17 protein-coding genes are annotated in these 24,394 nt (G+C 32.8%); 14 read left to right on the top strand and 3 right to left on the bottom strand.

Translation table 11 applies throughout. The features are described from left to right. On the top strand, positions 1-91 hold a 91-nt coding region (locus tag KHA90_RS23780), incomplete at its 5' end, for an IS3 family transposase (RefSeq protein ID WP_210667439.1). Positions 92-172: 81 nt separating this feature from the next. Here KHA90_RS23780 and KHA90_RS23775 read toward each other — a convergent pair. Continuing rightward, the gene (locus KHA90_RS23775; protein ID WP_213307775.1) at positions 173-2,584 is read right to left on the bottom strand and encodes a S9 family peptidase; all 2,412 of its coding nucleotides are present in this window, start codon (positions 2,582-2,584) and stop codon (positions 173-175) included. 263 nt (positions 2,585-2,847) lie between these two features. On the opposite strand from KHA90_RS23775, the gene KHA90_RS23770 reads away from it, so the two are divergent. Together KHA90_RS23770 and KHA90_RS23765 are read left to right on the top strand one after the other, a co-directional pair. After that, entirely contained in the window at positions 2,848-3,855 is a 1,008-nt protein-coding gene (locus tag KHA90_RS23770; protein ID WP_213307773.1) for a 3-oxoacyl-ACP synthase III family protein, read from the top strand. Between the two features lie 216 nt (positions 3,856-4,071). After that, entirely contained in the window at positions 4,072-4,743 is a 672-nt protein-coding gene (locus KHA90_RS23765; protein ID WP_213307771.1) for a copper homeostasis protein CutC, read from the top strand. Between the two features lie 90 nt (positions 4,744-4,833). Here KHA90_RS23765 and KHA90_RS23760 read toward each other — a convergent pair whose 3' ends face one another. Then, the gene (locus KHA90_RS23760) at positions 4,834-7,248 is read right to left on the bottom strand and encodes a TonB-dependent receptor domain-containing protein (RefSeq protein ID WP_213307769.1); all 2,415 of its coding nucleotides are present in this window, start codon (positions 7,246-7,248) and stop codon (positions 4,834-4,836) included. A gap of 323 nt (positions 7,249-7,571) precedes the next feature. Here KHA90_RS23760 and argS point away from each other — a divergent pair, with 323 nt between their 5' ends. After that, positions 7,572-9,350 (top strand): arginine--tRNA ligase, encoded by a 1,779-nt coding sequence (gene argS, locus KHA90_RS23755; RefSeq protein ID WP_213307767.1) that lies wholly within the window; start codon positions 7,572-7,574, stop codon positions 9,348-9,350. Between the two features lie 71 nt (positions 9,351-9,421). Here argS and KHA90_RS23750 read toward each other — a convergent pair whose 3' ends face one another. Next, positions 9,422-10,324: a DUF6607 family protein gene (locus tag KHA90_RS23750; protein ID WP_213307765.1), complete on the bottom strand. Its 903-nt coding sequence runs from the start codon at positions 10,322-10,324 to the stop codon at positions 9,422-9,424. 105 nt (positions 10,325-10,429) lie between these two features. Here KHA90_RS23750 and KHA90_RS23745 point away from each other — a divergent pair, with 105 nt between their 5' ends. From KHA90_RS23745 to KHA90_RS23700, 10 genes are all read left to right on the top strand, one after another. Next, on the top strand, positions 10,430-12,541 hold the full coding sequence (locus KHA90_RS23745) for a TonB-dependent receptor plug domain-containing protein (RefSeq protein ID WP_213307763.1): 2,112 nt from the start codon (positions 10,430-10,432) through the stop codon (positions 12,539-12,541). 16 nt (positions 12,542-12,557) lie between these two features. Next, positions 12,558-13,637 (top strand): HmuY family protein, encoded by a 1,080-nt coding sequence (locus KHA90_RS23740; protein WP_213307761.1) that lies wholly within the window; start codon positions 12,558-12,560, stop codon positions 13,635-13,637. A gap of 275 nt (positions 13,638-13,912) precedes the next feature. Continuing rightward, the gene (locus KHA90_RS23735) at positions 13,913-15,394 is read left to right on the top strand and encodes an SGNH/GDSL hydrolase family protein (RefSeq protein ID WP_213307759.1); all 1,482 of its coding nucleotides are present in this window, start codon (positions 13,913-13,915) and stop codon (positions 15,392-15,394) included. Beyond that, positions 15,387-16,808, top strand: a complete 1,422-nt coding sequence (locus tag KHA90_RS23730; protein WP_213307757.1) for a GDSL-type esterase/lipase family protein — start codon at positions 15,387-15,389, stop codon at positions 16,806-16,808. Before KHA90_RS23735 ends, KHA90_RS23730 begins: the two co-directional genes overlap by 8 nt. 1 nt (position 16,809) lies before the next feature. Continuing rightward, positions 16,810-18,495 (top strand): MBOAT family O-acyltransferase, encoded by a 1,686-nt coding sequence (locus KHA90_RS23725; RefSeq protein ID WP_213307749.1) that lies wholly within the window; start codon positions 16,810-16,812, stop codon positions 18,493-18,495. 285 nt (positions 18,496-18,780) lie between these two features. Continuing rightward, entirely contained in the window at positions 18,781-20,133 is a 1,353-nt protein-coding gene (gene ffh / locus KHA90_RS23720; protein ID WP_056255022.1) for a signal recognition particle protein, read from the top strand. Between the two features lie 137 nt (positions 20,134-20,270). Beyond that, on the top strand, positions 20,271-21,155 hold the full coding sequence (locus KHA90_RS23715; RefSeq protein ID WP_213307747.1) for a bifunctional 5,10-methylenetetrahydrofolate dehydrogenase/5,10-methenyltetrahydrofolate cyclohydrolase: 885 nt from the start codon (positions 20,271-20,273) through the stop codon (positions 21,153-21,155). Positions 21,156-21,774: 619 nt separating this feature from the next. After that, positions 21,775-22,389, top strand: coding sequence for a hypothetical protein (locus tag KHA90_RS23710; protein ID WP_213307745.1), 615 nt, complete (start codon positions 21,775-21,777; stop codon positions 22,387-22,389). A gap of 7 nt (positions 22,390-22,396) precedes the next feature. Next, on the top strand, positions 22,397-22,687 hold the full coding sequence (locus tag KHA90_RS23705) for a winged helix-turn-helix domain-containing protein (RefSeq protein ID WP_055093284.1): 291 nt from the start codon (positions 22,397-22,399) through the stop codon (positions 22,685-22,687). Positions 22,688-22,825: 138 nt separating this feature from the next. Further along, entirely contained in the window at positions 22,826-24,211 is a 1,386-nt protein-coding gene (locus KHA90_RS23700) for a DUF4153 domain-containing protein (protein WP_213307743.1), read from the top strand. The last annotated feature ends 183 nt before the right edge of the window (positions 24,212-24,394 follow it).

The following is a 24,394-nucleotide window of genomic DNA, read 5'->3' as shown; positions in this document are numbered from 1 at the left end:
ATATATAGACTATTATAATAATGATCGAATAAAACTTAATCTAAAAGGAATGAGCCCGATACAATATCGAGCTCATTATTATCAAATTTAATTATAAATTCGTCTAAACTTTTGGGTGCAGTCCAAGTTTTAAATCCTATCGGGTTTGTCTTTATAAATATTTAAGGAAATTCTAGTTTTTCAAGTATTTTTCTAAAAACTGATCTTGTTCCCAAAGCAGGTGTAAAATATTTTCTTTGGCAACATAACTATGTGCTTCTTTAGGTAAAATCACCATTCTTGCCGTTGCTCCCAAGCCTTTTAATGCCTGATAGTAACGTTCTGTCTGCAAAGTAAAAGTTCCCGGATTATTATCTGCTTCACCATGAACTAATAAAAGAGGTGTTTTCATTTTATCGGCATTCATAAAAGGAGACATTGCAGTATAAACTTCCGGAACTTCCCAGTAATTACGTTGTTCTGTCTGGAAACCAAACGGAGTCAAAGTTCTGTTATAAGCGCCACTTCTGGCAATTCCGCAAGCAAATAAGTTAGAATGTGTAAGTAAATTAGCAGTCATGAAAGCTCCGTATGAATGTCCTCCAACAGCCACTTTTTTGCGATTAATATATCCTAAAGCATCAACGGCATCAATTGCAGCAGCTGCATTATCAACTAATTGAGTGATAAAGTTATCATTAGGTTCTGTAGTTCCTTCGCCAATAATAGGGAAAGCCGCATCATCTAAAACTGCATATCCTTTTGTTACCCAATATACAAACGATCCATAATAAGGAACAGTAAATTCATTTGAGTTTTGAGTCGATTGTCCCGCGCTGTTTTTGTCTTTGTATTCAGCCGGATACGCCCAGATTAATAAAGGCAGTTTTTCTTTTTTGGTTTTGTCATAACCAGCAGGCAAATATAAAGTTCCTGAAAGTTCAACACCATCTTTACGTTTGTACTTAATAACTTCTTTACTCACATCTTTAATACTTTCAAACGGATTCTGGAAGTAAGTAATTGGTGTTAGGCTATTTTGTTTTTTAATATTTCTAAAATAGTAATTTGGATATTCACTTTTTGACTGAATCTGGACTAAAACTTTACCGGTTTTAAAATCTTCGATTCCTAATAAATCTTCTTTTTTGTCTTTATAAGTTGATGTATAAATACGTTTTGCTTTTAATGTCTTTAAATTGAATTCATCAATAAAAGGAAATTGTCCTTCTTTACTATATCCTTCACCAATACGAAACGCATTGTCTTTTTCGATCGCTAAAACATATTTATTGTATTCGTTCTTTTTAGTTTCAAAAGCTCCCGGATCTGAATAAACATCTTGTTGATTTCTATCAGTAATTACTTTTGGCTGTTGAGATGGATTTGACGGATTAATTAAATACGTTTTTGTATTACGGGTATCGTACCATTCGTCACTAAGAAAAGCAATATTATCATTACCCCAAATAATGTCATTATAGCGTTGAGGTACTTTTGCTAATAAAGTTGCATCGTTTGCAAAAGGAGCATCCCAAAGATAAACTTCGTCTCTGAATTCAACTTTATTTGCAGGATCTCCTTCGTCTAAAGCCACAACATAGGATAAAGTTGCAGGTTTGTCATTTCTCCAGATCATTTCTCTTTTTCCTTTGCGAACAGCCATAAAACCTTTCGGGATTACTTCGTTTAACGGAACTTCGTTTACAGTTTTAACTTCTTTTCCTCTTGCATCATAAACAATGGTTTTAGAAGGGAATCTGTTTAAAGGAACTACATATGAAAAAGGTTTTTGAATTGTCGTTAACATAATATAATTTCCGTCTGGCGAAATTCTTTCTCCGGCATACATTGCCGCATCTTTGAATAAAGTAGCAGTTCCGTTAAGGTTTACTTTATACAATTCAGAAGTCATTACGTTTTCAAAATTAATTTCATCATTTTGATTTTTCAACATATCAGGATATGTTCTGTTTTGCGATTTTACTCCCGCAGTATTAGAAATAATGGGTCCTGTTGGTAAATCTTTTTTAGAATCTAATAATGGTTTTCTGTTTTTAGGTAGCATTTTCACCAGAATAGTTTCACTGTCTAAAAACCAGCTAAACGGATTTCCAAGATTTGCATTTACAGTTGCATCAGTAAGTTTGGTAGCTTTTGCAGTTGCAACATCTAAAAACCAAAGTTCAACACCTGAATTTGTAGTATGCGAAAACAAGATTTTTTTGTCATTTGGTGACCAGACGATATTGCTTATTTTTGGATTTGTAGGTAAACCGGTAACTTGAACTTCATCTTTACCGCTAATTTTTCTTAATTTAAGATTGATCGTATATGTTGCAGTACTTGAAATATTTGTTGTTGGATTAATTCTTAAACCTGCTAAACGAAGTTCATCCTGATTAAGATCATCTAATGTTTTATAGGTGTTTCTGTACATCAATAACAGATTCTCTTTTTTAGTATCCATTGATACTAGCGGAGCTTTTTCGTAATCAGCTAAATCTAAAATAGATTTTGATGGTTTTTGGTAGGTTAAATTTTCCTGAGCAAAGGCAAAAAAGCCAATGTTTAGAAATAATAGGAGTGTAACCTTTAATTTCATAATTTGAATTTTTGGAGTTTAATAAATGGTATTTGTATTGTTTGACTAAAGTACTTCAAACTTGTTACATTTTATTTGTTATTTTTCACACTTTTCATTGTTTTTAGATAAAAACTGATTTTTCAAAATGTAAATAGTATTTATTCGATATATAATTAAAGTATAATAAATTGTCAATTACGAAAAAAACACTAATTTGTACGCTAATGTTTTAAACTATACTTAGATTTGCATTCCAAATTTTTAACAAATAATAAAAGAATATGTATCATTCAAAAATAGCGGGCTTAGGATATTACGTTCCTTCAAATGTTGTGACCAATGATGATTTGTCTAAGCTTATTGATACCAATGATGAATGGATTCAAGAGCGCACGGGAATTCAGGAGCGTCGTCATATTATTCGTGGGGAAGATACCACAACTACAATGGGAGTGAAAGCAGCTAAAATTGCTATTGAACGTTCTGGCGTTGCCAAAGAAGATATTGATTTTGTAGTTTTTGCTACATTAAGCCCAGATTACTATTTTCCAGGACCTGGAGTTTTAGTACAACGCGATTTAGGATTAAGAACAGTTGGAGCATTAGATGTTAGAAATCAATGTTCTGGTTTTGTTTATGCTATTTCTGTTGCAGATCAATATATTAAAACCGGAATGTATAAAAATATTTTGGTAATTGGTTCTGAGGTTCATTCAACGGGATTAGATATGACAACTCGTGGTCGTGGAGTTTCGGTAATTTTTGGAGATGGAGCAGGAGCAGCGGTTTTAAGCCGTGAAGAAGATTTGACAAAAGGAATTTTATCTACGCATTTACATTCTGAAGGTCAACATGCCGAAGAATTATCTTTGAAAGCACCAGGAATGGGAGCGCGTTGGGTAACGGATATATTGGCAGATAATGACCCAAATGACGAAAGTTATTATCCTTACATGAACGGACAATTTGTATTTAAAAATGCAGTAGTTCGTTTTGCTGAAGTAATTAACGAAGGTTTAGAAGCAAACGGTTTACAGGTTTCAGATATTGATATGTTGATCCCGCATCAGGCGAATTTGAGAATTTCACAATACATTCAAAACAAATTCAAACTAAGCGATGATCAGGTTCATAATAATATCCAGAAATACGGAAACACAACCGCAGCATCTATTCCAATTGCTTTAACAGAAGCTTGGGAACAAGGAAAAATTAAATCAGGAGATACAGTTGTTTTGGCTGCCTTTGGTAGTGGTTTTACTTGGGCAAGCGCAATCATTAAATGGTAAATTAATTCATCTTGCATTATATTTTTAAAACCTGCTCTTTTTAAGAGCAGGTTTTTTTATATTTTCGTGTTTTGTTACACAATAATTGTCATTTCTACGAAGGAGAAATCGCACTAGGCGAGAACGCACTGTTACCGAATATTAGATGTGATTTCTCCTTCGTCGAAATGAACAAACTGGTCAGAATGACAAATAATAAATCATCTTCAAATTAAAATGAAAAAAAATCAACTTGAAATAGCCTGTTTCAATTACGAATCAGCGATAATAGCGCAGGAAAGTGGTGCGGACAGAATCGAATTGTGTGATAATATGCAACTTGGCGGAACAACTCCAAATGCAGTTTTAGCTTTAAGAGTTCGTGAAGCACTTTCAATTAAAATGCATGTCATTATCAGACCTCGTGGGGGAGATTTTGTTTATACAGATGAGGAATTTGTCGAAATGAAACAAGATATTAAACACTTGAAAAAATTGGGAATTGATGGTTTTGTCTTCGGAATTTTAAATGCTGACGGAAGTGTCAATAAAAAACAGAATCAGGAATTAGTTCATTTGGCAAGTCCGTTATCATGTACTTTTCACCGAGCTTTTGATGTAGTTGATTCTTTTGAAAAAGGTATTGAAGATGTAATTGATTGTGGTTTTAAAACTATTCTGACTTCCGGAAGAGGAAAAAATGTCGAAGATGGATTTGACGATTTAATAAAGATTCAGGCACTTGCCAAAGGCAGAATCGAAATTATGCCCGGCGGAGGTTTACGATCTTCAAATATTAAATTGCTGCAGGAAAAACTGGAACCTACTTTTTACCATTCGTCAGCTATTACAGATAATACAGAAACGGCAAATCCCGAAGAAATTAAAGAATTAAGAAATTTTTTATAAGTATTAAATAAAATAAGAAAAGCCTGGAGTTGGCAAACTCCAGGCTTTTCTTTTCTACAAAACTATTAAAATCTACTAATAAAAGTGGGATTAAAACATTCCGCCACCACCTTTGTTAGTGTTATCTTCTCTTTGTTTACGTTGTAAATTTTTGATTTTTGCACCGCCAAAGTTATACGTTAACCCTAAATAAACGGTTTGGCTTTCCCATGTAAACTGTCCTGCCTGAGGATAAGGATACATAGTATCAAAAGCATATTTCATTGTATTGAAGACGTCATTAAAACGTAAACTAATGTTCATCTTGCTGTCTAACAATGTATAACGCGAACCTATGTCCATTTTGTACATTTCATGGCTATTATTTTGCAATCCGTCAACCGCACCTCTGTAAAATCCAAATGCCAGGAAGCTTAAACGTTTATTTACTTTAAAGTTTGAGTTCATACGTCCGTTAAAAGCAGAAACCGTAATTTTTCTTTCTAAAGGATTACTTGTTTTTGTTGCAGGATCGTATAAAAACACAACACCTTGCTGGTTAATGCTTGAAAAATCAATAGACGGCTGGATATCCCACCATTTTGTAATTTTATAATTAAATGAAACTTCAAAGCCGTAAGCCGTATTATGATCATAATTAGTAAAAGTCATGATTTGTTTTTCCTGGCTAGGATCTGTTTCATCAGGATATAATATTCTGCTGATTTGATCATTGATGCTTCTTACGAAAATACCTGTTGTAAAACTTCCTTTTTCAAGAGTTTTAGTATAATTTAATTCAACAGAGTTTGTAAATTGAGGACGTAATTCAGGATTTCCTAGTGCAGTGACTAACGGAGTAGAAAACTCACGAATAGGTTTTGTCTGCTCTAAACTTGGACGGTCAACACGACGGCTATAGCTTAATTGTAAAGTATTCTTCTCATTAAGGTTATAAGTTAAGTAAGCCGATGGATATAAGGTAATATAATCATCATCAAATTTTTCAAGACCTTTATTTAAATTAGCGGCTACTTTATAACTTTCGAAACGAGTTCCTAATTGATAACTGAATTTTTTAAATTTCTGACCAAATGTTACATAAGCCGAATAAATATCAGTATCGTAAGTGTAATTAGAAACCGCGATTGCAGCAAATGGATTCCCTGTAATATAATCATTATCAGTTCTTGTAATTCTGGCTTCGGCACCAGCCTCAAGAGTAGTTTTTTCGTTTAACGGATTTACGTAATCAACATTTACAGTACTTAATTTACGAGTTCCTTTGATATAATCATCATAAACAAAACTGCTTGAAGTATTGTCAAGATTTGTTGTTTTAGTATCAAATGAAGCATTATTAGTTTCTTTATTATCACTGTAATTTGCTTCAAAATCTAAAGTATGACCTTCTTTTTTGAAAATATGTTTAAAAGCTAAATTATAAGTTCCAACCTGATCCGGACCTGAATATCTTGATTTTTGAAAAATGTTAGAAGTATTAGAACCTAAAACATTAGTATAATCAATATCAGTATCTACAAAACCTTTTCCGTTTGATTTATTTTGGTTCGAATAAAAAGACAACGTATTATGATCGTTGATTAAATAATCCATTCCAATTTTATACAAATAAGAATCATTGTCACTTATAACATTGATTTTTTGAACAATATCCTGATCTGATCTCGTGATATGTCCATTATTGTAATAAGTTCCGAAGTTTTGTCCTGCATTTCCAAAGAAATTTACTTTCCCTGTTTTATAGTTCAAATCTAGAGATTGGTTGTATTTAGCCGTTTCTCCAAAAGTGATTCCTCCACTATAACTTCCGTTGAAACCGGTATTAGCATTTTTGTGCAAAATAATATTGATAATCCCAGACATTCCTTCCGGATTGTACTTTGCACTTGGATTCGTAATCAACTCAATTTTTTTGATCGAAGTCGAGGGAATTTGTTTTAATAATTGTGCAGGATCAATATTAGATGGTCTTCCGTCAATTAATACACGAACATTATCGTTTCCACGAAGTGAAAGTTTTCCGTCCTGGTCCACATTCACAGATGGAATATTGTTCATGATGTCAGATGCAGAAGCTCCTGCAGTAGTCAAATCTTTCCCGACAGTAATTACTTTTCGGTCAATTTTTTGTTCTATTGTTGAACGCTCACTTACAATATTTACACCTTTTAGTTGCGTCGCTTCCTCTTCAAGAGAAATATTTACTGTTGCCGTTTTTTTATTGTCATTTAAAATAATGGAACCAATATATTTTCTGAATCCAATGTATTGAATCTCGATTGTGTAATTTTTTAAAGCTAGATTTTTGATGGCAAAATCTCCATTTTCATCAGTATTAACTCCTGAAACTTGTTTGCCGTTGTCTTTGATAGAAACAGTTGCATAAGAAATAGGTGTGTTATTTGATTTTTCGGTAATCTTTCCGGAAACTGTTCCCGAGTTCTGGGCTTGTGCTGTTGCAATTACACCCAGTAATGCGAACAGAAAAATTTTTAATTTCATAATGTGTTATTGATTATTTTTGATTTGATTGATGATGATTGTTTTTTTGTTTTTTGTTTTGATTTTTAGCTTCAAATGAATTCAAAGTTCTTATTAAGACTCTTTTGCCATCGATATGTTACAGGAAAAAGTAAAAAAAATTATGTTTTTTTTAAGAAGCCCTGTTTTTTAATAGATTAGCATTTTAATTTTTTGATAATTTTAACAATCAGAATAAAATACTTTTTACGAAATTCTAAGTGTTTTGTTGTATTTTATATGTTTTTCATTTTCTGTAATTGGTGAATAAGCAGTATATTTGCTCACTTTAAAAATAAGTTTACATGTCATTATCACAAATTCTTACACCTTCTATACAAAAAGCAATACAAGCACTATTTGATGTTACTGTTGATAAAATTGAATTTCAAACTACTAGAAAAGAGTTTGAAGGCGATATTACAATGGTGATTTTTCCTTTACTGAAAGTTGTCAAAAGCAATCCTGTAGAATTGGGAAATAAAATTGGAAATTATCTGGTTGAAAATCTATCCGAAGTAGTACGTTTTAATGTTGTTTCGGGCTTTTTAAATATTGTAATTTCTGATAGTTATTATCTGAAATTCTTTAATGAAATAAAAGACAACCAAAAATTTGGATATGTAACGCCAAATCCAGATGAAAAGGCGATTATGGTCGAATATTCTTCGCCAAATACCAATAAACCATTACATTTAGGACATGTTCGTAACAATTTGTTGGGATATTCTGTAGCTGAAATTATTAAAGCTTCGGGTAAAAAAGTCTACAAAACGCAAATTATAAACGATCGTGGAATTCATATTTGTAAATCAATGCTGGCTTGGCAGAAATTTGGAAATGGTGAAACTCCGCAAAGTTCAAATTTAAAAGGAGATAAACTAGTTGGGAAATATTATGTTGAGTTTGATAAAGCGTATAAAGCTGAGATTTCTCAATTAATTGAAACCGGTAAAACCGAAGAAGAAGCAAAAAAACAAGCGCCCGTAATTATTGAAGCACAAGAAATGCTTAAAAAATGGGAAGCGGGCGATGATGAAGTAATTGCTCTTTGGAAAATGATGAACGAATGGGTCTATGAAGGTTTTGCTACCACTTACAGTAATTTGGGAGTTAATTTTGATAAATATTATTATGAAAGTAATACCTATTTATTAGGAAAAGATGTTGTTCAGGTTGGTCTTGATAAAGGTGTTTTTGAAAAAGACCCTGATGGTTCGGTTTGGATTGATTTAACAGATGAAGGTCTGGATCGTAAAATCGTTCTACGTTCTGATGGAACTGCTGTTTATATGACACAAGATATAGGAACTGCAATTCAGCGTGTAAAAGATATGCCGGACGTTGGCGGAATGGTTTATACAGTTGGTAATGAACAAGATTATCACTTTAAAGTATTGTTCCTGATCTTGAAAAAGTTAGGTTTTGACTGGGCTTCAAGTTTATATCATTTATCATACGGAATGGTTGATTTACCTTCCGGAAAAATGAAAAGCCGTGAAGGAACTGTTGTAGATGCTGATGATTTGATGCAAGACATGACCGATACCGCAAAACAAATTTCTGAAGATCTGGGAAAACTAGACAGTTATTCTGATGAAGAAAAGGCAAAACTTTACAAAACAATTGGTCTTGGAGCATTGAAATATTACATTTTAAAAGTAGATCCTAAAAAACGTATTTTGTTCAATCCGGAAGAATCTGTTGATTTTGCCGGAAATACAGGACCGTTTATTCAATATACGTATGCAAGAATTCAATCAATTATCCGTAAAGCCGATTTCGATTTTTCTGCTACAACGAATACCGAAGAATTACACGAAAAGGAAAAAGAACTGGTAAAACAAATCGAACTTTTCCCGGAAGTAATTCAAAATGCAGCTCAAAATCACAGCCCGGCATTAATTGCAAATTATACGTACGATCTGGTAAAAGAATACAATTCATTTTATCAATCGGTACATATTTTAGGCGAAGTTGATTTGACTAAAAAAATATTCAGAGTACAGCTTTCGCAAAAAGTTGCCGAAGTTATAAAAGCTGCTTTTACATTATTAGGAATTGAAGTTCCGGAAAGAATGTAAACTTAATTTATTACAACAAAAAAGCCGATAGTCCTAAAACTATCGGCTTTTTCATAACTAACACAAATATTTTATTTTACAAATTTGTTGATGATTGCATCCGTTTCAGCTTTTGTAGCGGTTGGTTTTAAATCAAACAAAAGAGAATAAAGCGCTTTTCTATCTACTTTTGCTTCTAAGTTTAAGTCTTGATGTCTGTCAAAAAGAGTTTGCCATTTATCACGAACATTTTTCCAAAGAGCATTGTTCTCTTTCCACCATTTTTGACCTGCAATACATTTAATGTCTGCCACTTTAGTGTAAACATCCATACCTTTTTCCTGCGCTAATAACACATCTTTTCCACTGTCATCGCGAACAAGCTTGTCATTATCCTGCTCATGATTCCATCCTGTAGCAGTAATTTCATGAATGTTTCTTCTTTTTAAAACATTATAGTCGTTACGTTTTGTTTGCTCTCTTCTGGGTAAAGGAGCATCAGCAACATTTGCCCAATAATCCTTTCCGTCAACATGTACCCAGGTTGATGATCCTTCATATCTTGGGCTATCATCTACCTGATATACTTTTTGAGACCATTGACCTTTAACGGCTTTTTTATCTAATTTTTTATATTTCCATGAACTTCCTTTATCAAATGAATATAAATCAGTGTTTTCATACAGCCAGTCTTGTCTCCAGTGTTTAATAATCATATCGTCACTTACTATTAATAAGTGTTGCATTACAATTTTGTTAGAAGTGTCTTCTAATAACTCCACCCATTCTAAAGCAGATTCATGTTTAGTTTCTGAAGGTTTATAAGTAGCAGAATCTTTAGGATATTGAAAAGTTTCTGTAAAATTAAATTTCACTTCGTAGCAACCACACATAGATTTGATTGCTTTAATGTCTTGCTGTTTTTTGTCCTGACTGAAACCAAGACTACAAGTTAAAGCCATAACGGCTGAAAAATAGAGGCTTTTTGAAATCATAACTTATTATTTTGTTTTTAATATTTTTGCAAATATATATTTTTTATTTAGAACAAATAAAAATAGTTTCTATATTTGCGCCATTATTAAGAATGAATAAAAATAATGAAAATCAAATTTACCCTTTTTACAGTTGTTCTTTTTTGCCAAATATCTTTTGCACAACAAAAAGATACCACAGCTGTAAATAAACTTTCTGAAGTGGTTGTGACTGGACAGTTTGAGCCACAGTCAATTAAGAAATCAGTTTTTAATGTTCGTGTGATTTCGAGCCAGGACATTCAAAATTTAGCAGCAACTAATTTAGCAGATGTTTTAAATCAATATTTAAATATTACAGTAAGACCTAGCGGAACAACTGGACGTTCTACAGTTTCATTATTTGGGTTAGATGCACAATATTTTAAAATTTTAGTTGATAATGTTCCGCTGATAAATGAGGCTGGTTTAGGTAATAATATTGATTTGTCTCAAATTAATCTTAATGATGTAGATCATATTGAAATCGTTGAAGGTTCTATGGGAGTTAGTTATGGAGCAAATGCTGTAAGTGGAGTTTTAAATATAATTACAAAAAAATCTTCAAAATATAAGTGGGGAATCACGGCATCGGTTCAGGAAGAAACAGTTAGTAATGAATTTTCCCTTTTTGATGAAGGTCGTCACATTCAGTCTTTAAAAGTTTCTCATACATTCAATAAAAACTGGTTTGTATCATTTGGAGCGAATCGCAATGATTTTCAAGGATATTTAGACGATAAAAACGGAGTTAATTACATTGAAAATGATGGAACCCGTGGATATAGATGGCTGCCAAAAGACCAGTTAAATGGCACGGCGTTAATTGCGTATCAAAAAGATAATTTTCGTGTTTTTTATAAGTTCGAATATTTAGACGAAAATGTTGATTACTATAATAGTACAGTTCAATCAGGGTTTAATACCACTTTAGGATCTTACCGTTATGCAAGTGATAAGAGATATTTGACCAATAGATATTTTCATAATTTAAATGCGACGGGTAAATTGTTTTCGCAATTGAATTATAATGTTTCACTTTCACATCAAAAACAAGCACGTGATGTAGAAGATTTCAGATACTATTTGTTAACTAAGACAGAAGACAATAATGTCACTGTAAAAGACCAGTCGATGGAAGTGCTGTATTCTACAGGAACTTTGAATAACTTTTTTTCAGACAAAACTATTGATTTGCAATTGGGTTATGAATTTGTAAATAATAAAGGATATTCACTAGTTCAGGAAGCTAATAACATTTTGACACCTGTTCGTAAAACAATTGAAAACTACGATTTCTTTGCCTCTTCTGAAATTATGGCAACAGAGAGATTTTCTATTCGACCAGGATTAAGATTCTCCGCACAATCTCAATTTGACAATCAATATGCTTCATCTCTGGGGTTAAGATATTTATTCGATAAAGGAATTGAACTTCGCGGATCTTATGGTAACTCATTTAGAACTCCAACTTTTGATGAATTATACTCGAAACAAATTTTTGACGGACACTTTTTTACAGGAAACGAAAATCTAATTCCTGAAACAAGTACTTCGTATGAAGCCAGTGTGAAAAAATCGACGCTGTTTTCCTCCGGTGCTCAACTCTCAAACACATTTGCAGGAAGTTATCTAAATGTCGATGACAGAATTAGCATGGCATTAGTACGATTTAATCCAGATACCGGAAACCCTGAATATGAATATATCAATATCAGTAAATACAGAATGTGGAATTTCTCCACAATGAATCAGTTTAAAAAAGATAATTTGACATTTAATGTTGGTGCGGCATTAATTGGAATTTCTCAAGAAGTCAAAAATCAAGTTTTTGTTTCAGATGATAAATTTCTTTATTCATTCAATTTAAACGCCAGTGTTTCCTATACAGTTCCTAAATGGAAGACAGTACTTTCAGGATATTATAAATACAATGGTAAAACCCAGCAATTTATTGAAGGCAGTTCATCTTTTATTTTATCTAAAATTGATCCAAGTAATTGGCTGGATGCAACAATTAGACAAAATTTCTTCAAAGATCATTTCGAAGTAACAATTGGAGCGAGAAATATTTTTGATATAACAAATGTAACTCAAACGGGCACGAGCAGTGCAGCAGGTCATGCCGGAACTGGCGAAGTAATGCTTGCCTATGGACGCTCATATTTTTTAAAATTAGCATATAACCTTAATCTTTAATATAAATCAAATACAAATGAAAAAATTATTATTACTATCCTTTGCATTTTTATCTCTTGTAGCGTGTTCAAGTGATGACGATACTCCTGTTGAAATCCCAACTGTTGGAGCAACTTTACAACCTGCTGTAGGTGGGGCAAATCAACCAAATCAAGTTTATCTTGACTTAAGTAGTGAAGAATCTAAATCTGTAAACAGAGAATCCTGGGATTTCGGATTTGCAACAGGTGCAGATTTCAGAGTTATCTTAAACGGATCAGTTAAAATGGCAGTTAAAAAATTAGCTACTTCAGATATTACTTTAACACAAGCAATCGATGCTAACGTTTCAGTTGGAGCAGGTGAGACTTTGGCAGCAAATGGATATGTTGACAATCCAACAGGTGTTTTAGCTGGTGCCGGAGCGGGAATAGGAACTGCAATTGCTGAAATTTCGGCTACAGATGCAGATAATAAAGTGTATTTAGTTAATCTTGGATTCAAAGTTTCAACAGCTAAACCGGCAACTGGTTCAGTTAGTGTTGATGGTGATGCCAGAGGATGGAAAAAAGTGAGAATATTAAGAAGCGGTAACGGATATAAAATTCAGTATGCTGATTTGACTGCTACAACATTTACGGAAAAAATAGTTACAAAAGATACTGATTTTAACTTTACATTTTTCAGTTTAACAACAGGAAATGCTGTTGCTGTTGAACCTCAAAAAACAAAATGGGACTTGAACTTTACAGTATTTACAAATTACTTAAATGCAGGTTCAGAAGTTACTTACGGGTATTCTGATTTTATTACAACAAATTCAAAATCCGGAACTCAAGCTTATCAGGTTTTAGCGACGGCAGATGTAACTTATGCCGCTTTTACAAAAGCAAATGTTGTTGAAGCAAATTTTGCAGTCTCTGCTACAGATCAAAGAGTTATTGGAGCTAACTGGAGAAGTGGTGGTGGGCCAACTACTTTGCCTAGTGTAAGAACAGACCGTTTTTATGTAGTTAAAGATGCTGCAGGAAATTATTACAAAGTTAAATTCCTTGCAATGACAAATGATGCAGGAGAAAGAGGTCATGTTACTTTAGAGTACGCTATCTTAAAATAATTTATAGTGAAAATTAAAAACTATAAAGATTATTTTATACTAATTTATAAATGCGAAAGCATCTAAATCCAGTTAATCATTAGCTTTGTTTTTTTTATTTTTTTTTGATAAAGAGGTTAGATTCGTCTAACCTCTTTTTTTTGTTTTATTTTAATGTTAAAAACAATTCATAAATTGATGTTTAATTCTATCTTTGCGCATACTTTTTTATAAGGATTAACAGGAATTTTGATAAAAAATTTTAAAGAATCTTTTCTTCAAATTTATAATTACTAGTGAATACAAAATCTTATTTTTTTCAGTCTTTTGCAATTGTAGCATTAGCATTCATAGCTTTCATTGGATTTAAGCAAATCTTGCCGGATAAAATTTTCCCGGATAGTAAAGTCGATTCTAAAAATGTGCTTATAGATAGTTTACTGTTAGAATCAGTAGCAAACGATTCTTTGTCACTAAAAGGAGATAGTATTGCCGAAAGTGAAAAGAAAGAAGCGGGAGAAAAAATTAATTTTGATGCTGCCGAAGGAATTGAATTTCCATCTGAAACTTTCGATAATTATAAAGGATATCAATATTTGATTTCTTTTTATGAAAAATTATACCAGCTTGAAAAGAATCCGCAAGCCAAAGTAAGAATCGCTTATTACGGAGATTCTATGACAGATGGCGATTTAATTGTACAAGATGTTCGATCTAATTATCAGGAACGTTTTGGCGGAAATGGTGTTGGTTTTGTTTCCATAACTTCAGAATCTGCAGCTTCAAGAGCCTCTGTAAAATCAACATATTCCAAAAACTGGAAAATGCAATCGTATTTAAATGTCAAAAAACCAATAAGCCCTTTTGGAGTAAATGGTCATGTTTTCTTTGCAAATGATAAAGCGAATACAACCTGGGTTCAATATGAAGCCGGGACTAATAAATATGCAACAACTTTAGATAATCCGACATTATTTTACGGAAAATCATCTAAAAAAGGAAATGTAAATTTTATCATCGGGAAAGATACTTTACGAAAAAGCCTTGTTCCGAATAACTTGATCAATACTTTAAAAGTAACTTCGGGAAGTATAAAAGCATTCAAAGCAAATTTTGTCCATGCCGATTCAATTCCAATTTATGGATTCAATTTTGATAACGGAAGTGGAGTTCATGTTGATAATTTCTCGCAAAGAGGAAATTCAGGATTGCCAATTTCTATGTTTAATGCCAATGTAATGCAGGGATTTAATAACGTTTTAAAATACGATTTGGTTATTTTGCATTACGGAACAAACGTTTTAAATTATGGAACCAAGAATTATTCGTGGTATCAAAGAGGAATGACAAAAACAGTAAATAAAATTAAGGAATCTTTTCCGGGAGTTTCTATTTTGATTATTTCAACAGCTGATAAATCAACAAAATATGATTTGGAGATGAAAACAGATTCTGCTGTAGTTCCTTTAATGAAATCACAAAAAAGATACGCTCTTGAAACCGAATCAGGATTCGTAAATTTATACACTTTAATGGGTGGAGACGGATCTATGGTGAAATGGGTCGATGAATCTCCGGCAAAAGCGAATAAGGATTATACGCACTTTAACCAACGCGGAGCAAAAGCAATTGGTAAATTATTATATGATCAATTAAATAAAGGATACGAACAATACAAGGGACTTCGGGAAAATAGAAAAACTGTGGACAAACGGAAAACAGTCCGAAAAACAAATACAGATTCCGTTTCTGTAATAAAAGATAGCGTAAATGAATAGACTTATTATTTTCTTTTGTTGTCTTTTTTTCTCAACAAACGATAAAGCAAAAGATACAGATTCACCTCCAATAATAAAAAACATGGTTCATAAAGCCCATACAGCAGCTGTTGATTCTTTTTCTCAGGATAGAATCTATAATGCAGAAGCCTTAGAAAGAGTTTTTGAGAAATTGAAGGATAATGAAAGTAATAACAATCAGAAGATAAATATTGTGCACATTGGAGATTCTCACATTCAGGGAGATTTAATGACAAATGATATTAGAAAAAACCTGCAAAGAAAATTTGGAAATGCCGGACGAGGTTTAGTTTTTCCTTATCAGTTAGCAAAGACGAATGGTTCCTATAATGAACGTTTTTATTCGAATAGAAGTTGGGAAAGCTATCGAAACATTCATCCTTTTAAAAGTTTGCCAATTGGCTTAAGCGGAATTGCACTTTGGCGAGATACTAATGGTTTTGCAGTCGAACTGAATATAAAAGATGCAGATTATAAGTTTAATTCGATTCAGATTATAACACCTCAGAATCAGGATATGTTTGATTTAGCAATCTCATCCCAAACAAAAACAATTCAGTCAACAGAGCGTAAAATAATCACGCATAAAATAAAAAAAGGCGAAGCAATTTCAACAATTGCAGATAAATACAATATTTCAATTGCCGAAATAAGACGCGAAAATCATTTAAAGTCAAATAATATTCGTGCCGGAAGAACGTTAAAAATCTTAACGAACGAAACAAAGCCTAGAAATATTACAAGTTCAGAATTTGTTCCTTTAGATCTTCAATCTGATTCTAATTGTCACTACTATCATTCAGACAAAGCATTAGACAAGATATTTCTGATTCCGAATAAAAAAGCTTCAAAATATGAATTAAACGGACTTGTTTTAGAAAAAGATAATTCAGGTTTAATTTATAGCAGCATTGGTGTAAACGGAGCTAAATTTTCAGATTATAATAAGTATCCCTTGTTTTTTGAACAGTTAAAAGCTTTACATCCGGATATATTGGTTTTTTCGTTAGGAACAAATGAAAGTTATGATCACATGGAAGCTTCGGCTTATATTAAAGAATTGCGATTGTTCATCAAAAATATAAAAGATCAAAACAGTAATGTTGCCATAATTGTGATGACGCCGCCTCCTTCGCTACTTAAGGCAAGAAAACCAAATGTTTACATCAGGGATTATGCAAAAAGTATTATTGAAATTGCAAAAACAGATGGTTTTGCAGTTTGGGATTTATACGACGAATTAGGAGGTATGGACGGCATCCGAAATCTAAAATTAGCAGGATTAATTGGTCCCGATTGGGTTCATTATTCTAAAAAAGGATACGAAAAACAAGGAAATTTGTTTTCAGAAGCGTTTATAAAAGCATACGATAATTTTAAATTAAAAAATTAAGTTGATTACAACAGATAGCATAAATAATTGGTTTGTTCAAAATTTTGGCACAGTTACTCTGGAACAAGCTAAAAGTTGGTTTATATACAATCCCGAAGAAAAACTATTATTTAATACCGGTTTATTTTTAGGGTTGTTTCTTGTTTTTTATTTTGTGTATGCCTTTTTACGCAAAACATTTTATTTGAGATTAACATACGTTATCCTCTTCTCGCTTTTCTTTTATTACAAGTCAAGCGGAATTTACTTTTTACTTTTATTACTTTCTTCAGTCGTAGATTATGGCTTGAGCCAAATTATCTATAGAGAAGCAAAAGTCAGCCGAAAGAAAATTTATCTTGTCATAAGTGTAATCCTGAACTTAGGATTATTAGGGTATTTCAAATACATGAATTTCATGATTGTGACTTACAATGATATGTTTCAGGGTAATTTCCAGCTTCATGATATTTTTCTGCCTGTTGGAATTTCGTTCTATACATTTCAGTCGATGAGTTATATTATCGAGATTTATCGTGAAGAAATCAAGCCAACAAAAAACTATATCGAATATTTATTTTTCGTTTCGTTTTTCCCGCAATTAGTTGCCGGACCAATTGTTAGAGCAAAAGATTTCCTACCGCAGATTTATCAAAAACTAAATCTTACTAAACAAGATGTAAACAATGCTTTGTTTTTAATCATAGGCGGACTGATAAAAAAGACAGTAATTTCAAATTACATCTCGATTAACTTTGTTGATCGTGTTTTTGATACACCAATGAATTATACGGCGTTCGAAAATTTAATGGCATCTTACGGATATGCTATTCAAATTTATTGTGACTTTTCAGGATATTCAGATATGGCAATTGGAATAGCTTTATTATTAGGATTCAAATTACCGGCCAACTTTAGAACACCATATAAATCAACTTCAATCACAGATTTCTGGAGAAGATGGCATATTTCGCTTTCAACCTGGTTAAAAGATTTCTTGTATATCTCAATTGGAGGAAACAGAGAAGGAACATTCGCAGGATTTTTATTCCCAAGTTTATTCTTCTTCGGATTATTGCTTTGGGGGATTTCAAATGTAAACGAGAGTTTCATTCCGTTAGCAATCGCAATTGGATCTATAGCATTGTTTTGTTTGACCTTTTTGCTTTCGAAAAAGAAAAACCAAACACTGGTAACAAATTTCAACCTTTTTACCACAATGCTTTTAGGCGGATTATGGCATGGAGCCGGAGCACAATTCATTGTTTGGGGAGCATTACACGGTTTAGCATTAGCAGTTCATAAAATGTTCATGGAATTTTTTCCTTCTAAAAAAGAGGGCAAAAGTTCAAATTTTCTATGGACGTTTTTCTCTATCGTAATTACATTTCATTTCGTAGTTTTCTGTTGGATCTTTTTCCGAGCCAGGGATTTCGAAACAGCCCTGCAGGTAATTAACAATATTGGTCAGTTGACATTCGAACCGGAACAATGGAAAGTAATTGTATTAGGATATAAAAATGTGTTTTTATTGATGCTTTTCGGATATGTTTGGCACTTTTTACCAGAAATATTCACATCAAAGATGAAATTTGTTTTCGATAAAACACCTTTAATAGGAAAAGCAATTATCCTTGGATTCGTTTACTGGATCGTTTACGCAACAGCAGTCGCAGGTTCACAGCCGTTTATTTATTTCCAGTTTTAGAAAAAAGGTTTAAAGGTTCATAGCTATATAGGCGCAAAGGTTTATTCTTTGCGCTTTTTTGTTTCTCGCAGATTTAGCAGATATAGCTGATTTTTTATCTACAATCTTAAAAAAGATCTGCCCAATCTGCTAAATCTGCGAGAATAATGAATTTTACGATTTGTGACTTTGCGAACAAAAAACACTTTGTGCCTTAGTGCCTTCGTGGCAAAAAATTGCACTTAAATAAAAATTGCCTGAAATACCTAATTAGATTATCTTTGCACTTCAAATAAAGAAAATAGTATGTTTGATAATTTAAGTGATAAGTTAGATAAAGCGTTCCATATATTAAAAGGACACGGTAAAATTACAGAAGTAAACGTTGCCGATACCTTAAAAGAAGTTCGTCGTGCCTTATTAGACGCCGATGTTAACTTTAAAATTGCTAAAGATTTCACCACCAAAGTAAAAGAAAAAGCAATAGGTCAGGACGTTTTAACAACACTTCAACCAGGACAATTATTGGTGAAGTTAGTAAAAGACGAACTAACAGAATTGATGGGTGGAGATGTTGCAGGAATCAATCTTTCCGGAACACCAAGCGTTATTTTAATGTCAGGACTTCAGGGTTCTGGTAAAACGACTTTCTCAGGTAAACTTGCCAACTTTTTAAAAACTAAGAAAAATAAAAAACCACTTCTTGTAGCGTGTGATATCTACCGTCCTGCGGCGATCAATCAGTTACATGTTGTTGGAGATCAAATAGGTGTTGAGGTTTACTCAGAACCGGATAATAAAAATCCTGTTGAAATTGCACAAAATGCAATCAAGCATGCAAAAGCAAATGGTTTCAATGTTGTTATTGTCGACACAGCGGGTCGTTTAGCGGTAGACAAAGAAATGATGGACGAAATTGCTCGTGTTCATAAAGCAATTCAGCCACAGGAAACTTTGTTTGTTGTAGATGCAATGACAGGACAAGATGCTGTAAATACTGCAAAAGCCTTCAACGATATCTTAAACTTTGACGGAGTTATCTTAACCAAATTAGATGGAGATACTCGTGGTGGAGCTGCAATTTCGATTAAAACCGTTGTCAACAAACCAATCAAATTTGTAGGTACAGGTGAAAAGATGGAAGCAATTGATGTTTTCTATCCGGATCGTATGGCCGAGCGTATCTTAGGTATGGGAGATGTTGTGTCTCTTGTAGAAAGAGCGCAAGAGCAATTTGATGAAGAAGAAGCCAGAAAACTTCAAAAGAAAATCGCTAAAAACGAATTCGGTTTTGATGATTTCTTAACACAAATTCAGCAAGTAAAGAAAATGGGTAATATGAAAGACTTGGTTGGGATGATACCGGGAGCTTCAAAAGCCATGAAAGATGTAGAAATAGAAGATGATGCTTTTAAACATATCGAAGCAATCATTCACTCGATGACACCAATCGAAAGAAGCAAACCTGCCATAATCGACGTAAAAAGGAAAGCCAGAATCGCTAAAGGTTCCGGAACCAAAGTAGAGCAAGTAAATCAGTTAATGAAGCAATTCGACCAAATGAGCAAAATGATGAAGATGATGCAAGGTCCGGGCGGAAAAAACCTGATGAAAATGATGGGAGGCATGAAAGGAATGCCAGGCGGAATGCCGAGATAATAAAATAAGAAAAAAGTTTCAAGTTTAAAGTTTCATGTTCGGAACTAAAACTTGAAACTTTTTTGATTACAATAAACGCAAGTTTTAGCTTTTTAAAACTTGAAACTTTAAACCTGAAACATTTTAACTACAGAATAATGCAACTACTAGACGGTAAAAAAACAGCTGAAGACATTAAAAACGAAATTGCAGCCGAAGTTCAATCGATAAAAGATGCCGGAGGAAAAGTGCCTCATTTGGCAGCGGTAATCGTTGGTACAAACGGGGCAAGTTTAACTTACGTAGGAAGTAAAGTAAAATCTTGCCAGCAAATTGGCTTCGATTCAACTTTAGTAAGTTTACCCGAAGATATTACCGAAGAGGATTTACTAGCTAAAATTAAAGAGCTAAACGAAGATGACGATCTTGACGGATATATTGTTCAGTTGCCTTTGCCAAAGCATATCGACGAACAAAAAATATTACTGGCAATTGATCCTGATAAAGATGTAGATGGTTTTCACCCAACAAATTTTGGGAGAATGGCGCTTGAAATGGAAAGCTTTATTCCTGCAACACCATTTGGAATTATGGAATTGTTAGAGCGTTATAAAGTAGAAACTGCCGGAAAACACACCGTTGTAATTGGGAGAAGTCATATTGTAGGTCGCCCAATGAGTATTTTAATGAGCCGTAAAGGAAATCCCGGAGACTCAACAGTCACATTAACCCATAGCCGAACTAAAAACTTAGCAGAATTTACTAAAAATGCTGATATTATAATTACAGCTTTAGGCGTTCCTGAATTCTTAAAAGGAGATATGGTAAAAGACGGAGTAGTAGTAATCGACGTTGGAATCACAAGAGTTGATGATGCTTCAAACCCAAAAGGCTATGTTATTAAAGGTGACGTTGATTTTGCCGAAGTAAGCAAAAAATCATCATTCATAACGCCAGTTCCTGGTGGAGTAGGACCAATGACAATTGCCATGTTACTTAAAAACACACTTTTAGCACGAAAAATGAGAAGCGCTAAAAAATAATTTTTCATATCAAATAATATACAAAGCCTATTCAATCGAGTAGGCTTTGTTGTTTTATATACTTTGGGCGTGACCGTATTTACAAAAGGCGCTAATTAACGTGCCGCTTATGTGCGCCTTTCGTAAATACGGTCGGGCTATCCATGCTACTTCGGTAGCTTATTCCTATCCCTCACGCGAGCAAAACAGTTTTCAGTCTCAGTCTCAGTTTCTAACACAATCTTGTCATATCGAATAAGGAGAGATCACACAAGAAACTCGACAAAGATTGGCGAATATCTGAATGGAAATAATAGTGTGATCTCTCCTTCGTCTAGATGACAAATTTTGTGGTTATTTCTTTGTTTATTAATCATTTTTTAAATTAATGACATTGCCCTACGGGACAAAAAGAATATCGATAATTTTTCTCTGCCAACATTTAATCTCTACTAGATACTCCGTTAGGAGTTACATATTGGTAGAAAAAAAACAGCATAACCAAACCACAATTATCCCGTAGGGATTACACATTAACAAACCTATATCCGGAATAAAAAATTTTCAAATAAAAAAAAATCACTTTTATATTTGTCAATTCAAAATAAAACATAACTTTGCAATACAAAGTACTTTATTTATGAATCAGAAGCACCAAGAAGATTTAGCACACATTCGTTCCATGATGGAGCGCTCTTCAAGATTTATATCCTTAAGCGGACTCTCAGGAGTATTTGCAGGTCTTTCAGCATTAATTGGCGGATTGTACGTGTATCAATTATTCAAAGCAAACGGAATCGAATATTTTGGTGAACAACAAATTACTATTCCCGCTAGTTTAGTAAATCAATTGTTTTATACCGGTTTAATCATTTTGGCTTTTGCTTTCCTTTTTGGACTTACTTTTACCGTTAGAAAAAGCCGAAAATACGATTTACCTATTTGGACATCAGCTACAAAAAACATGCTCTTCAATTTAGCTGTTCCGTTAGTGACCGGTGGTATTTTTTGTCTGGCACTTTTGCATCACGAAATTTATGGTTTTATTGCACCAACTACTTTAATTTTCTACGGTTTAGCACTTGTAAATGCCGAAAAATATACTTTTTCAGATATTAAATATTTAGGATTCTGTGAATTAGTTTTAGGATTTATTTCTCTTTTTTATATTGGATATGGTTTAGTTTTTTGGATCATAGGATTTGGTATTTTGCATATCTTGTACGGATTAGTAATGTTCAAAAAATATAAATAATCCACAAATGGGAATTATTGATAAACTAAATAAAGATTTTGAAAGCCGCGTCAGATTGGGGATTATGTCCGTTCTGATGGTGAACGAATGGGTTGATTTTACAGAGATGAAAAATCTTTTGAATATCACAGACGGTAATTTAGCCAGTCATTCATCAGCACTTGAAAAATCAGAATATATTGAAGTTAAAAAAGAGTTTGTGGGTAAAAAACCTAAAACCTCTTATCAGGTAACTCCCAGAGGACGTGCGGCATTTAAAGAGCACCTTTCTTACCTTGAAAAATTAATGAAATCGTAATATCCCTATTTTTTTACCTAATTACTTTGAAACACAAAGTACTTTTAAAATTAAAAATAATGAAATCGCACTTAAAAATTGTGAAATATAACCAATAAAAAAAGGCGATAGCATATTGATAAATTAAAATTAACAAACATGAAAAAACACCAAATTATTTTAGCTTGCAGTTTGATATTTACACTGCTTTTTTACAACGAGTCAGTAGGAGTGAACCTCGCTATTTTTGGACTATTGTTAACAGGTTCAATCTGTTATTTTTTTCAGGATCGGTTCACAGACAGATCTCATTTAGTATTAGTTGTTACTTCGGTTTTATCTTGTCTGGCTTTTGCCTGGTACGGAGATTTTTCTTCTTTTTTGGCTTTGGCAATGTCAGTTCTGTTTTTACAATTTAGAACGCAGGAATCCCAACTGAAAGTAATACAGGTTTTTCCGCTTGTGTTTTTAAATGCATTTGCTTCGATAGGTCGTGTTTTTATGTTTAGTCAATGGCTTCCGGAAAGAAAAATTCACAATAACTTTGCTAAAAAGTTGGTTGCCTATTTTGTGATTCCAGCGATTTTTATCATTGTATTTTTTGCGGCATATTCTTTCGGAAGTACACATTTTTCTTCTTTATTAACAGATTATACATTAGACATCGATATTGTAGAAGTTATCTTAATTGGGATTTTAGGTTTTTACATTTCATTTAGTTTCTGGAATTATTGGGTACCTGAAGTTTGCTATGAAAAAAATGAAGTGCTAGATAACGATTTTAAGGATATAGAAGAAATTAAAAATCAGAATACATTTTCATTTTTAGATATTGACTTTGAAAGAAAAAGTGGTGAGATTACTTTAGTATTGCTGAATTTTATGCTTTTGGTTTTTATTATAACCTACAATTACGAGCAGTTTTTTGAAGTGATAGAAAAATCAAGCTTAAGTGCCGATACGCATGAAAGAGTCAATTCAGTAATCTTTTCTATCGTAATGGCGGTTGGAGTAATTATGTTCTATTTTAAGGCAGGATTCAATTTTGATAATAAAGCAGCTAACCTTAAAAAACTGGCTAAAATCTGGATTGTCTTAAACGGACTTTTAATCGTTAGCACCATCATTAAAAACACAGAGTATGTTTCTTTCTTTGGTTTAACCTATAAAAGATTGGGTGTTTATGCATTTTTGATTTTGGCTGTTATTGGCTTGGTTTATACTTTTCTGAAAATTAAAAAACAAAAAACAAACGCATATCTCATAAATCAAATGGTCTGGTATTTTTACGGAGTAATACTTTTATGCAGTTTTGTAAATTGGGGTGATTTCATTACAAATTATAATATTTCGGCTAATAAAGGTATTGAACCAAGGTTTTTAAAAGAACTTAACTTTAATGATGAAAGGCGTGATAATTATCTTTCCAATATAAAGAATAAAGGAGAAAGAAATGATTATGTTCAACAGAATGATATTGAATATCAGCAAAATAAAACATTTTTATCTAAAGCTTTGTATTACGAATTCGTGAATAAAAAATAAAATTTGTTTAAAGAACCGTTTTTAGTAATATGCTTTAGACGGTTTTTTTAGTATTTAATTCATTGTTGTCCGATAAAAAAAGAAGCCAAAAAGATGGCTTCTTTAAATGAATCGTAAATTTGTGTTTCGACATACAAAATACGATGAGTAAAAGTAATTATTTTTCTAGTAAATCTGTTTTCG

It is taken from the genome of Flavobacterium psychroterrae (genome assembly GCF_018380615.1).
In the GTDB taxonomy this organism is placed as follows: domain Bacteria; phylum Bacteroidota; class Bacteroidia; order Flavobacteriales; family Flavobacteriaceae; genus Flavobacterium; species Flavobacterium psychroterrae.
The sequence above is the reverse complement of the archived record's forward strand: the minus strand, read 5'-3'. Positions and strand labels throughout refer to the sequence as shown.